Below are 11,689 nucleotides of genomic sequence, written 5' to 3'. Positions count from 1 at the left end.
TCCCCCGGTCAACCCGGAGTGCATCACATATACAGTGCCTGGAGGGCGACGACCTCGGCACTGTCCTTTGCCCGCGAATAGTCCTCGAGGGGGTCGGCGTTCACCTCAAAAAAGCGCAGCCCCCACCCGAACGGGGCAAGGATCTCCCGGGCCTGCTCCCTCTCCCCGAGGATGTAGAGCGCCGCGGCCATCGCCTCCACCGAGGTCAGCCGGAACGGCCGGCCGAAGTTCACGGGGTTTGCAGCCACCAGGAACGGGAGCGCCCGGCGGTTGCGCCAGGAGGCGACGGCCCCGGTATCGAGCACCTCCCAGGAGCAGTCGAGCGCCGTTATCGAGGGGAGGTGCCGGTCGGCGGGAGAGACCGCCTGCTCGGCGGTCGGATCGAGGAGGAGGGTCGAGCGGGGGATCTTCGCGATGCTCGTGACGATCCGGAGAAGCCCGCGCCGGGCCAGTTTCTTCACCGTGCATTTCCGGGGGTCGCAGGTGTCGTCCCGGTAGGCGTAGAGCGGTATCATCTGCTTTGTTATGGTACGCCGTCCAGGTACTATCAATGTACGTGCTCGTCGCTCCCTGCATCGAAAACCCCGCGTGCCGCGCCCGCGGGATTACAACCGATGAGGACCTCCGCCACTTCCGCCGGGCCATTGAGCGCTGCCGGCGCTTCTCAGTCGAGATGGTCCCGCTCCCCTGCCCGGAGACGATCTACCTCGGCGCCGACCGGGAACCGGGCTCGTTCCTTGATAGGCTCGCGACCGACGAGTTTGCCGCGCTCCTCGACCGACTCGAATCAGAGGTCCGTGCCGTCGTCCGCGAACGCGGGGAGCCGCCGCTCGCGATCGTCGGGGTGGACTCCTCTCCCACCTGCGGGGTGAACGCCACCTACTACTCGTCCATAAAACAGCCCGGACGCGGGGCGTTTCTTTCCCGGTTCCCGGATATCCCGGCAATCGACGTGAAGGAGTTCGCCCGCTACCGGGTCTACCTCGCCGCCCCGCTCTTCTCCGAGGCGGAGAGGGCCTACAACCTCACGCTCCGCGACCTCCTCGAAGCGCACCTCTTCGACGTCTACCTCCCCCAGGAGGTGGGGGACACGAGCCACACCCGGTGCCGGGAGGAGCACCGGGCCATCTTCGCGCAGCACGCCGCGGCGCTCCAGGATGCCGATACCGTCGTCGCGGTCATCGACGGGGCGGACGCCGATTCCGGGACCTCGTGGGAGATGGGGTACGCGTACGCTCTCGGTAGAAGGATTGTCGCGCTCCGCACCGACTTCCGGGTCGTCGGGCACCACGAGCGGGTCAACCTGATGCTCGAGGAGTCCGCGACCGTGGTCACGAAAAAAGAAGATCTGCCCCGGGTGCTCGGGTCGCTCATCAAGGCGTCAGGATGATGCCGGCCGCTTCTTTTCCATCGAGAGGACGTTCTTACCGCCTTCGCGAGTGTAGGTCACGCTGTCCGTCACCGTCCGGATGAAGTGGACCCCGAGCCCCCCGATCGGCCGTTCTTCCGCGGGGATGTCGAGAAGCGGCGACGGGGCGGTGAGCGGGTCGAAGGGAACTCCGTCGTCGGCGATCGTCACGCGGACGGCGTCGGCGTCGGCGGTGCAGGTGACCGTGATCGTCCCGGGTTCCCCGTCGGGAAACCCGTAGAGGATGGTGTTGCTGCAGGCCTCGTCCACGGCGAGCTGGATCGCAAAGATCAGGTCGTCGCCGCACCCGGCGAGCGCCTCGGTAAGGAAGTCGGCGATCGTCGCGAGTGCCGATAGATCCGCCCGCACGATAAGTTCCGCCATCAGACCACCCGGAGAACCATTATGGTCAGGTCGTCGAACTGCGGCTCGTCGCCCGAGAACTTCACAACCGCGTCGCGAACCTTCTCGACGATCCCGGCGGGAGAGAGGTCGCGGCAGCCCGCGATTGTCTCGATCAGCCGTTTCTCCCCGAACTGCTCTTCGTCGGGGTTGATCGCCTCGGTGATGCCGTCGGTGTAGAGCAGGACGATGTCCCCGCTCTCGAGGTTGACGGTCTCCTCACCGTAATCGGCATCCGGCATGACCCCGAGTATGATCCCGGTTCCCTTCAGTTCCAGCGGCCGGCCCCCGTCCGACCGGAAGAGGAGAGGCGGATTATGTCCCGCGTTGACGTAGGTGAGCGTCTTTTTGGCCGGGTCGGCAACCGCGTAGAAGAGCGTGACGAACATCCCTGACTTCGCGTCCTCGGCGATCAGCATGTTGGCCTCGCTGACGGCCTCGCGGGCGCTCCGGGGAACCAGCGAGTTCGCCCGCAGCACCGTCCGGGAGAGCGCCATGAAAAGCGCCGCAGGGACGCCTTTCCCCGAGACGTCGGCGATGACAAGGGCGGTCCTCCCGCCGGGGAGGGGGAAGGCGTCGTAGAAGTCCCCGCCGACCTCCTTTGCCGGGAGCGAGAGGGCGGCGAGCTCGATGCCCGGAACCTCAGGCAGCCGTTCGGGGAGGAAACTCATCTGGATGTCGTGCGCGATCCGGAGTTCGGCCTTCTTCCGCTCGAGTTCCGAGAGGTAGGTGTCCCGTTCCGCCTTCGTCTGCCGCTCGGTGATCAGGTTCCCGATGATGAACGCGAAGATGAAGACCCCGGTGGCGTTGGCGATGATCATCGGGAAGGCCACATCCTCGACGACCTCGAGCGCCTGCTCAAACGGCCGGCAGAGGAGGAGGGTGAGCCCCATGTGGAACGTCTCCATACCGACGGCGAAGAGGACCGCACCATGCATCCCGATGAACTTCCGCCCGGCGGCGAGGAAGATCAGCCCCCCGAAGAGGCCCGCGAGGATGGTTGCGGTCGCGCATGGGACGGCGGTGAATCCCCCGAGGGAGAAGCGGTACGCCGCGCCGATCAGGCCGGCGCCGAGTCCCACCACCGGGCCGCAGGCGAGCCCCCCCACCATGGGGCCGAGGTCGCGGACGTTCGCGGTGGCGCCGAGGATGGTGATGCCGCTCTCGGTGCCGTAGATGGAGAGCGCCCCGAAGAGGAGGGTGAGAACCGCCTGGCTCTTCCAGGTGAATATGCCGTCGAGCACCCGGGTGAACGACGCCGTCCGGGTGATCAGGTAGGCGACCACCATGATGACGCAGATCATCTGCAGGAGCACGAAGAACATATCGCCGTAGCCGGAGAACGCCATGCTGGTCTACCGCCCCGGATGCCGCTCAGGGCCCCGCCGCAAACCCGGCAAGCGCCGCCGCCTCGTCGGGGGAGAGAGAGAAGATCCGGTGAAATCCTGCCATGGTGAAGACTTCGAGGATCTGCGGTTGTGCGCAGGCTATCCGGAGCGCCCCGCCGTCCTTCTTCAGCCGCTTCAGTGCGGCAAGCAGTACCCGAAGGCCGGAGCTGCTGATGTAGTCGAGGTCGCAGAGGTTGACGAGGAGGCTTCTCCCTCCGGCATCGAGCACCCGGTTGATCTGCTCCTCCGCCTTCTCCGAAGAGCTTGCGTCGAGCCTTCCTTTCACCACAATGATATCGACGGCGCCCGCTCTTCTCTCGAGGATCTCAACATGCCCGCTCATTGAAAGAGCTTTCAATTCAATGGAAGATAGATGTTGCTCTCTGTTCCGGGACGTCTCCTGCCGAAACAACAAAAAAATGAGGGTGTATTGTCGGGTGTGTGATAACCATGCGGTGTCCGCGGGTGGTTCCCGGGCGGTTGTGCCTCCCGTCCGGGCCCCCGTCCACCGTGCCGGTATGAGTGTTTAGAGAGGTGTGCCTGGATGTACCGGGGTTCCCTGGTACATCATGACGTTGATGCAATCAGCGTGGTGAATGTTCCGTTCACCGTTCCCAGCCGTTCTTGTGCCGGTCCGGGTCACATGTGCCTGTGCGGCCCGGTTTGTCGGAGAGATTCCCCGTCTCCCGACTCTGGGGATCACAGATTGATCTGTTTCATTTATATTGTTTTTGGTCAATGCCTTGCATTGTGGTGTGGCGTTGTGTGTGGCATCATAGCATGCGACACTGCAAAACCCTATAACCCCCGGCGTGAAACTCTGTTTGCACATGGATCCCACTACCGACGCACTCTCTCTCCTGCTTGGCGCCTTGAAAGAGCACCCGCGCGGCATGTCGGTCTCCGATCTTGCCGCCGCCGTCGGGATCAACCGGAACACCGTCTCCCGGTACCTCGACGTCCTTCTCGTATCCGGCCAGGTTGAGATGGAGACCTACGGAAAGGCCAAGGTCTTCTATCTCTCGCAACGGGTTCCCATCGCCGCCATGCTCAATTTTTCGTCGGATCTCGTGCTGGTCCTCGACCGCGACCGCCGGATCGTCCAGGCGAACGATGCCGTCTGTGCGTTTGCAGGGAGGGAGCGGGATGATATCATCGGAAGCGGTATCGAGACGTCGCCGCTCGCCGCGTTCGATCACCCGCTGATACGGAGCCGGATCACCGACGCCCTCAACGGCCGCGAGGTTACGGAAGAACTCCGGTTCCTGCGGCGCGACGAGGAGCTCTTCTTCCGGATCAAGTTCCTTCCCACCGTCTTCAACGACGGAGCGCCGGGAGTCACCATCATCCTCGAGGATATCACCGAGGAGCGGCGGGCGGAAGAGGCCCTGCGCGAGAGCGAACTGCTCTTCCGGAGCCTCGTCGAGAACGTCAGCGACCTGATCCTGAACGTCGACGAGGCCTGCACGTTCACGTATGTCAGTCCCAAGAGCCGGGAGATCCTCGGCTACGCACCCGAAGAGATGCTTCAAAAGACGCCCTGCGACTTCATGCCCCCGGAGAAGGCCGAGCGGGTCAGAGAGCAGTTTGCCGTACTTTTCGCCGACCCGAAACCCGGGGTCCTCTTTGAATGGACGATGCTCCATCGGGACGGGAGCCCCGTCGTCCTCGAGGTGAGCGGGACGCCGGTCTACGACGTGATAGGCGACTTCACCGGCTACCGGGTGGTCTGTCGTGACGTCACCGAACGGGCGCGTGCTGCAAAACGGGTGGCCCAGTGGAAATCGTTCCTCTACTCGGTGGTCAACAACATCCCGAGCATGGTCTTTGTCCGGGAAGTGGAGGGGAACACGTTCGTCTTCTCGAATAAGGCCGCCGAGACGTTCCTCGGGATGACGCAGGAGGAGATGGCGGGAAAACGGGCAACGGAACTTTTCCCGACGGAAATGGCGGCATTCTTTGCCGACGGCGACCGGGAGCTTGTGGAGCGAACGATCGCCCTCGAGGAGAAAGCCCACCTCCCGGGCGGACGGACACTCTCCATGAAGAAGATCCCGATCTTCAACTCCCGGGGCATGCTGAAGTACATGCTCGGGATAGCCGAGGACGTCACCGACCGCGCCGCCGCCGAGGAACTCCTGGTCGCCGAGCGTGACCGGGCGCAGGGCTACCTGGAGGCGGCCGGCGTGATGATCGTGGTGATCGGGGCGGATGGAACCATCGACCTGGTCAACCGGAAGGGGAGCGAGATTCTCGGGTATGCCGAGGGAGACCTCGCCGGAAAGAACTGGTTTGCAACGGTTGTCCCCGAGCGCCTGCGCGACCGGCTCGCGCAGAACTTTGTTCGCCTCGTGGCCGGCCGGATCGAGCCCCCTCCCTTCGAGAAGAGCCCGGTCGTCACCCGGGACGGCCGGGAACACCCGATACTCTGGCACAACGCTCTTCTCCGGGATGCGGACGGCAATGTCGTGGCGATGGTGAGCTCCGGCGAGGAGATCGCAGAATAGCCGGTCGTCCGGGAGAGCACGGCCGATACGCCGAATCCAGGCCGGTCCTGCCGCATCGGCGATTTCCTCCTCCTCCCCGCTGTTTCGGGGGTCACCACTTAAATACGCCGCGGGGCACATAGAGTACTGGTGACAACTTTGGTGGACATCATCTCCCTTGTCCTTATCGTAGTCGTGGTGCTGATCGTCATCGGCATCGCGGCAGCCGCCGTAGGCATCTATAACCGGTTCTTCTCCCTCAAGAACTCCGCCGAAGCCACGGTCGGGCAGGTGAAGGTCGCGATGAAGAAGCGACTGGACATGATCGAGCAGCTCCTCGGCGCGGTGAAGAGCTACGCAGCCTTCGAGAAGGAGACCCTGACCGGGGTGACCGAGATGCGGGCCCGTATCGGCAGCGCCGGTCCCGGCGACCTGAACGAACTCGAACGTGAGTCCCGGTCGGTCCTCGGGCGGCTGCTTGCCGTCGCGGAGAATTACCCCGACCTCAAGACCTCGCAGACGGTGCAGAACCTGATGGGCGCGGTCCAGGGTGTCGAGGACGAGATTGCCCGGCACCGCTACACCTACAACAACATCGCCCAGCAGTACAACACCATGACCGATACGGTCCCCTCGAACCTGGTCGCCGGCGTCATGGGCTTTAAGAAGCTCGAGTACCTGGAGTTCGGCGAGGAGATCGAGCGGGTTCCGACGATATCGTTCTGATGAACCATGCGCGTGACTGAACGGCAGCAGATCCTCATCCTTGTTGCCATCACCCTGCTCGTCGGGGTGCTGGCGGTCGTCGGAGCGAACGCGCTTCCCGGGCTCTTCCGGGGAAGCCTGGATGTCGAGCACTACGACGCCGTCTTCTACGAGAACGGGACACTCGTCGAGCGCTACACCTATGACGTCCGATCGGCGGGGGAGTACCGGATGCTCTTTCGCTACTGGGACGCGCCGCTCACCTTCACCGCTATCGACCGGCCGCACATCGAGTTTCTCGGGATGACTGCCCCGCCCGGGACCGTCGGCTACGTCAAGGATTACTGGGGCGAGGTGCGAACGGCCGCCGGGACCGCGAGCTCCGCCGACCTCGCGACGATCCGGAGCCTTGCGTTCGACAGCGAGGTGGGCCTCTACAACCCCGACTACTTCGCCCCGGGTACCTACACGGCGGAGTTCCGCTACCGGGTCCGGCCACCGATCGAGTATGATAGCCAGTGGGCGCACCTGAACCTGAAGTTCGTCGACGAGCACGTTCCCTACCGGAGCCTGCGGATCACCCTCCCGTTCGCCGGTGCTATCGAGGAGGTCTACACGCATCCCCCGACCCTCGATGTCGAGCGGACGGCGGAGGCCGTCGTCATCACGGGGAACGCCCCGCAGGATGACTCGCTGAACGTCGAGATGATCCTCGATCTCGCGTTCATGGAGGGGATTGACGCGTACCCGGAGTTCGTCCCGGACGTCCGGCAGCAGGCGGCCGATGCCAACCGGTGGCCCCCGATCCTCTACGGGGCGGCGGAGATCCTCTACGGCCTCGCAACCGTCCTTGTCCTCGCGATGCCGTTTATCCTCCTCGGCGTCTACCTCCGCTACGGCAGGGAGAAACCGTTCACGGTGCCGGAATACCTGAGTTTCACGCCGAACACCGCGCTCAAACCCTGGCAGGTGAACCTCCTCTTCAAGGGCGACGCCCTCGAATTCGACGACAACGGGTTTTACGCGACGGTCCTCGACCTCCACCGGCAGAAAAAGATCGTGGTGGCCGAAAAACCGGACGGCGACGGGGTCACGGTCCGGATCGTCTCGGGGGAGTCCTCCGATCCCTACGAGCAGCGGGTGCTCACCTTCCTTGCAAACGTCGCCGACGACCATGTCGTGGACACCGCCGAGCTTGAGAAGTTCGCCCAGACCGCCCGGCGGAGTCCCGGCTACCAGCACCGGATCCTGCAGTACCAGCAGTCGCTCAAGGCCCTGACCCGGGACGTGGATACCACGCTCTCCCGGCGGTACATCAAGGACGGCCGGACGTTCATCCTCCCGCTCATCTTCCTTGGAGCCATCCCCTGTGGGCTTGCCATCCTGGCGTTCATCTTCGCGCCGGGCGCGGCCTTCCTCCTGATCCCGGCCGGCATCCTCTCCTTCATCGTCGCGGTCCAGGTCGGGCTTGCAGCCCTCTTCCCCTCGACGCTCTTCGGCTTCTGGAGAGGCGACCACTACAGGGAGAAACTCGAGTGGGACGCGTTTGCCTATTTCCTCTCGGATCTCGCCCTGATCCGGCAGTACTCCCCCGCAGACCTCTCGATGTGGGGAGAATGGCTGGTCTACGGGACAGCGCTCGGCCTCGGCGATAAGGTGGAGCAGGCGATGAAGAACCTGAACATCAACCTCCCGGACGTCGGGATGCCGCTCTACTCGAACATGCCGGTGATCTTTGCCCCGATCGTCTTCTACTCCCCGCCGTCAAGCGGCGGCAGCGGAGGGTTCGGCGGCGGCGGGTCCTTCGGCGGCGGCGGCGGCTTTGGTGGCGGCGGCGTCGGGGGCCGGTAATACCTTTTTTCCACCCGGCCTCCTGATCCGAACCTGACAGCATCAGTCTCTTCTTCCCTTTGTGCGGGTTCCTGCCAGCTTACGCTCCGTTCGCGGCTTCGCGCTCTTCGCGTGAGCCCGTATCACTTCCCTTCACTGTCAACGCACGCGAAGCCGCGAAGTGCGACGTGCAAAGAACGCGAAGTTCGGTGGATGGATATAGATAAGTGACGGGGTCTCTCAAACCCCTGCCGTTCGAGCAGTCGCACCCTTCCCGGCGCAGACAGCCCGCCGGGCGGGATAGGTCCGAACCCCTTCGTAGTTAAGGCAACCTACTTACCTCCGGCGGGAGAATGTATCGACGTTGATGCCTTATGACGGGATCCTATTCGAACTACCTGGTCATCGTCCTTGCTCTCTTCGGGGCCGTCGTCGCCTGCGGGTGCATGGCCGCCGGTGACGGGGACACAACGGCAGACCGCATCTCCGGGAACGGCACGATCACTTTCGTCGATCTTGAGGGCGGGTTCTACGGGATCGTCGCCGACGACGGCGAACGCTACCTCCCCGCCGACCTCCCGGCGGAGTACCGGCAGGACGATCTGCGGGTCCGGTTCGTCGTCGATGTCCTGGAGGATACGGCGACCACCCAGCAGTGGGGGACGCCGGTCGAGATCGTCGAGATTGAGAAGGGCGACACCCGCCGCACGGTTGCAGCCGACGGGACGGTCACCTACATCGACCTTGAGGGCGGGTTTTACGGCATCGTCACCGACGACGGCAGGAACTACCTCCCTGGAAACCTTCCGAAGGAGTACCGGACCGATGGTCTCCGGGTACTCTTCAACGCCGACGTGAAAGAGGACGGCGCGGGGATCCAGATGTGGGGAACCCCGGTTGAGATCCGGTCGATCGAGCGGACCGATGGCGTCCCGCTCGTCTCCGGGAACGCGATCGTCACCTACATCGACCTTGAGGGCGGGTTCTACGGGCTCGTCACCGACGACGGCAGGAACTATCTCCCGCTCAACCTGAACGAGACCTGGGAGGTTGACGGCATGAATGTGACGTTCGTTGCCGGGGTGCAGGAGAACACCATGACCATCCAGCAGTGGGGCGTCCCGGTCGAGGTCATCGCCATCGATACGGCGGGGAACGCGACCTATGTCGCGAAGAACGGGACGGTCGCTTTCGTCGATCTTGAGGGCGGGTTCTACGGGATCGTCGCCGATGACGGCGAACGTTACCTCCCGCTCGACCTGAACGAAACCTACCGCGTTGACGGGATGCGTCTTTCCTTCATCGGGGAGATAGCCCGGGATACCGCGACGATCCAGCAGTGGGGGACTCCGATCGAGATCATCGATGTCCCGTGGGCCTGTGAGCGGTGCGGCGGAAACGCCGGCATCGCGAACCCGGCTGCGGTCTGGTGCATCGAGCAGGGTCACACCTACGAGATCCGGAAGAACCCCGACGGGAGCGAGTACGGCGTCTGCATCTTTGCAAACGCTACCGTAGTCGATGCATGGGACTACTACCGGCAGACCCACTAACCATTCTTTTTTGAAAGGCGTAAGCCTCTGCGTAAGCCTCTGCGTAAGCCTCTGCGTAAGCCCCGGCGCAGGTCCCGATTCAAGACGAGCGCCTTTTTCTCCTCTTGCACCGATAAAAAGACCATGGACGTAACGGTCAACGAACGAGACGATACGGCGATCGTATCGGTTGACGGCAGAATCGATGCGGAATCGGCGGAACGCCTGGATACGGCAATCGCCGGGGTGCTGGCGCGGGGCGGGAAACGGGTGCTCGTGAACCTGGAGAAGGCCGCCTACATGAGCAGCAGCGGTCTAAGGGTGCTGCTCGGCAAGTTCCGTGACCTAAGAAGGGTGGATGGAGAGATGGCACTCTGCTCGCTCCAGCCCGATGTCTACAAGGTCTTCCTGCTCGCAGGTGTCCACGAGGTCTTCCCGATCTACGTGGGCCTGGACGAGATCCTGGCCTCGAGCGAGCAGGAGAAAGAGTCGCCGTGACGGCGGGGACCGAAGCGCTGATCCGTATCCTGCGCGACGGCAAAAGTGCCGATCGAATGGCAGCGGCGGCATCCCTCGCCGCCCTCGGTCAGGCCGCCCTGGCGCCCCTCCTTTCCGCGCTCGAGGATCCCGATCCCCGCCTCCGGATGTGGGCGGCCTACACCCTCGGGACGATCGGGGATGCGAGGGCGGTTCCGGCGCTCATGCAGGCGCTCGAGGACGCCGACCCGGGCGCCGCAAAATGGGCGGCAGCAGCCCTCCGCCGGATCCGGGACGCGGCCGGCGGCTGCGGCTGCCGGTTCTGTTGATCTCTTTTACCGTCGCCGGCCGGCGAGCGTGAGGGCGAAACCGGCTGCTGCAACGGCCAGAGCGCCCGGGAGCGGCGCCGCGGTAGGCGTCGGGGTTGCCGGCACCGTCGTCGCGGTCGGGACCGGGGTGGCGGTCTCCGTCGGTGTCGGTGCGGTCGTGGGCGGGGTCGTCGGTGTGGGGGTTGGCGTCGGCGTGGCCGTCACGGTTGCGGTGGGTGTCGGCGTCGCGGTAGTGTCCACCCCGATACGGTTCGCGACCGTGAACGTCACGGGTTCGGAGTCCGCGGCGTAGGCGTCGAACGCTGCAGGCTGTCTCCATACGGCCCGGACGGTGTAGGTCCCCGGCTCACCGATGCCTGAGAGCGGGATCGCGCCCGGCCGGCCGGGATCGTCGGTGTAGAACCGGGTCGAGCTGACGTTTAACCCCGCAAGGTTGATCCCGCTGATGACGGTGGTCTCCGCGCCGCCCGGGGTGGTGAGCAGTATGTCGACCGTCGCCGGGTAGACGCCGCCTGCCTGGTAGAAGGCCCCGACGTCGGGGGAGGCTATCCGGAACGCGATCCGGGTGTTCGGGGAGACGGCGTATCCGGCAAGAGGCTCGTTGTGGTGGGGGCTTGCGAGGACCACATCGAGGAAGATCTCCGGCTCGCGGATCATCACGAGTGCCGTCACCCCGTCCTCGGGGTTGTAGGCGTAGTAGGTCCCGTAATCCCCGCCCACGAGGAAGTCCAGCACCTCGAAGTTCGTGTCGTCGACGACCGGGACGTTCCTCGTGACCCCTCGATCAGGGTTGTTGTCCTGGTACTTCCTGAGCTCCGTGACGGGGTTGTCCGTGGTCGCGTTCCTTAGTTGCGAGAGGTCGAGCCCCTCTTCGTAGACGAAGATCGTATCGTGGGGCTGGATATCGCCGATCGTCGGGCCGCGGGCTCCGGCCTGCCCCACGCAGAGGGTAAGGATACAGACGGCGAGGAGGACAGGAAGGCCTCGCCTGCGGATCCAATCCGGTGTCATGACACCTCATATGCTGATTTTGCTGATATAGGTTGGTACGATGACGCGACGGCTTCTTCCCCGTCCGGCCCTGCACCGGCCGCGGCAAAATCGGCCTTTTGCGGCAGATTGGTGCCGATAA

The 11,689-nt window shown here is 64.3% G+C and carries 12 protein-coding genes; 7 read left to right on the top strand and 5 right to left on the bottom strand.

Translation table 11 applies throughout. From position 1 onward, the window contains the following. Positions 1-23 precede the first annotated feature (23 nt). Positions 24-515: a DUF367 family protein gene (locus DIC75_RS01880; protein WP_250986317.1), complete on the bottom strand. Its 492-nt coding sequence runs from the start codon at positions 513-515 to the stop codon at positions 24-26. Between the two features lie 35 nt (positions 516-550). On the opposite strand from DIC75_RS01880, the gene DIC75_RS01875 reads away from it, so the two are divergent. Continuing rightward, positions 551-1,390 carry a nucleoside 2-deoxyribosyltransferase gene (locus DIC75_RS01875; RefSeq protein ID WP_250986316.1) on the top strand — a complete coding sequence of 280 codons (840 nt, stop codon included), beginning with the start codon at positions 551-553 and terminating at the stop codon, positions 1,388-1,390. Here the strand turns inward: DIC75_RS01875 and DIC75_RS01870 are convergent. From DIC75_RS01870 to DIC75_RS01860, 3 genes are read right to left on the bottom strand one after another with little or no spacing between them, the layout of a single operon-like run. Continuing rightward, entirely contained in the window at positions 1,382-1,792 is a 411-nt protein-coding gene (locus DIC75_RS01870; protein WP_250986315.1) for an ATP-binding protein, read from the bottom strand. The genes DIC75_RS01875 and DIC75_RS01870 overlap by 9 nt on opposite strands. Continuing rightward, complete coding sequence (locus DIC75_RS01865) at positions 1,792-3,159, bottom strand: PP2C family protein-serine/threonine phosphatase (RefSeq protein WP_250986314.1); 1,368 nt, start codon at positions 3,157-3,159, stop codon at positions 1,792-1,794. The genes DIC75_RS01870 and DIC75_RS01865 overlap by 1 nt, the downstream gene beginning before the upstream one ends. A 25-nt stretch (positions 3,160-3,184) precedes the next feature. After that, positions 3,185-3,541, bottom strand: a complete 357-nt coding sequence (locus DIC75_RS01860; RefSeq protein WP_250986313.1) for an STAS domain-containing protein — start codon at positions 3,539-3,541, stop codon at positions 3,185-3,187. 487 nt (positions 3,542-4,028) lie between these two features. On the opposite strand from DIC75_RS01860, the gene DIC75_RS01855 reads away from it, so the two are divergent. The 6 genes from DIC75_RS01855 (at position 4,029) to DIC75_RS01830 (ending at position 10,557) form a co-directional block, all read left to right on the top strand. Then, the gene (locus tag DIC75_RS01855; protein ID WP_250986312.1) at positions 4,029-5,705 is read left to right on the top strand and encodes a PAS domain S-box protein; all 1,677 of its coding nucleotides are present in this window, start codon (positions 4,029-4,031) and stop codon (positions 5,703-5,705) included. 126 nt (positions 5,706-5,831) lie between these two features. Continuing rightward, positions 5,832-6,410, top strand: coding sequence for a LemA family protein (locus DIC75_RS01850; protein ID WP_250986941.1), 579 nt, complete (start codon positions 5,832-5,834; stop codon positions 6,408-6,410). Positions 6,411-6,416: 6 nt separating this feature from the next. Further along, positions 6,417-8,240, top strand: coding sequence for a DUF2207 domain-containing protein (locus DIC75_RS01845; protein WP_250986311.1), 1,824 nt, complete (start codon positions 6,417-6,419; stop codon positions 8,238-8,240). 353 nt (positions 8,241-8,593) lie between these two features. After that, the gene (locus tag DIC75_RS01840) at positions 8,594-9,772 is read left to right on the top strand and encodes a putative hemolysin (protein ID WP_250986310.1); all 1,179 of its coding nucleotides are present in this window, start codon (positions 8,594-8,596) and stop codon (positions 9,770-9,772) included. Positions 9,773-9,895: 123 nt separating this feature from the next. Then, positions 9,896-10,249 (top strand): STAS domain-containing protein, encoded by a 354-nt coding sequence (locus DIC75_RS01835; protein WP_250986309.1) that lies wholly within the window; start codon positions 9,896-9,898, stop codon positions 10,247-10,249. Next, on the top strand, positions 10,246-10,557 hold the full coding sequence (locus DIC75_RS01830; RefSeq protein ID WP_250986308.1) for a HEAT repeat domain-containing protein: 312 nt from the start codon (positions 10,246-10,248) through the stop codon (positions 10,555-10,557). The genes DIC75_RS01835 and DIC75_RS01830 overlap by 4 nt, the downstream gene beginning before the upstream one ends. Before the next feature lie 6 nt (positions 10,558-10,563). On the opposite strand, the gene DIC75_RS01825 is transcribed toward DIC75_RS01830, so the two are convergent. Beyond that, positions 10,564-11,568 carry a DUF3821 domain-containing protein gene (locus DIC75_RS01825; protein WP_250986307.1) on the bottom strand — a complete coding sequence of 335 codons (1,005 nt, stop codon included), beginning with the start codon at positions 11,566-11,568 and terminating at the stop codon, positions 10,564-10,566. Between the last annotated feature and the right edge of the window lie 121 nt (positions 11,569-11,689).

Origin of the sequence: Methanoculleus oceani, from assembly GCF_023702065.1 — an archaeon.
GTDB classification, from domain to species: domain Archaea; phylum Halobacteriota; class Methanomicrobia; order Methanomicrobiales; family Methanoculleaceae; genus Methanoculleus; species Methanoculleus oceani.
The sequence above is the reverse complement of the archived record's forward strand: the minus strand, read 5'-3'. Positions and strand labels throughout refer to the sequence as shown.

Excerpts from the sequence above, each read along its gene's own strand:
- DIC75_RS01855 (WP_250986312.1), top strand. The coding sequence starts at position 4,029 with ATGGATCCCACTACCGACGCACTCTCTCTCCTGCTTGGCGCCTTGAAA.
- DIC75_RS01825 (WP_250986307.1), bottom strand. The coding sequence starts at position 11,568 with ATGACACCGGATTGGATCCGCAGGCGAGGCCTTCCTGTCCTCCTCGCC.
- DIC75_RS01880 (WP_250986317.1), bottom strand. The coding sequence starts at position 515 with ATGATACCGCTCTACGCCTACCGGGACGACACCTGCGACCCCCGGAAA.
- DIC75_RS01835 (WP_250986309.1), top strand. The coding sequence starts at position 9,896 with ATGGACGTAACGGTCAACGAACGAGACGATACGGCGATCGTATCGGTT.
- DIC75_RS01870 (WP_250986315.1), bottom strand. The coding sequence starts at position 1,792 with ATGGCGGAACTTATCGTGCGGGCGGATCTATCGGCACTCGCGACGATC.
- DIC75_RS01865 (WP_250986314.1), bottom strand. The coding sequence starts at position 3,159 with ATGGCGTTCTCCGGCTACGGCGATATGTTCTTCGTGCTCCTGCAGATG.
- DIC75_RS01845 (WP_250986311.1), top strand. The coding sequence starts at position 6,417 with ATGCGCGTGACTGAACGGCAGCAGATCCTCATCCTTGTTGCCATCACC.
- DIC75_RS01875 (WP_250986316.1), top strand. The coding sequence starts at position 551 with ATGTACGTGCTCGTCGCTCCCTGCATCGAAAACCCCGCGTGCCGCGCC.
- DIC75_RS01840 (WP_250986310.1), top strand. The coding sequence starts at position 8,594 with ATGACGGGATCCTATTCGAACTACCTGGTCATCGTCCTTGCTCTCTTC.
- DIC75_RS01860 (WP_250986313.1), bottom strand. The coding sequence starts at position 3,541 with ATGAGCGGGCATGTTGAGATCCTCGAGAGAAGAGCGGGCGCCGTCGAT.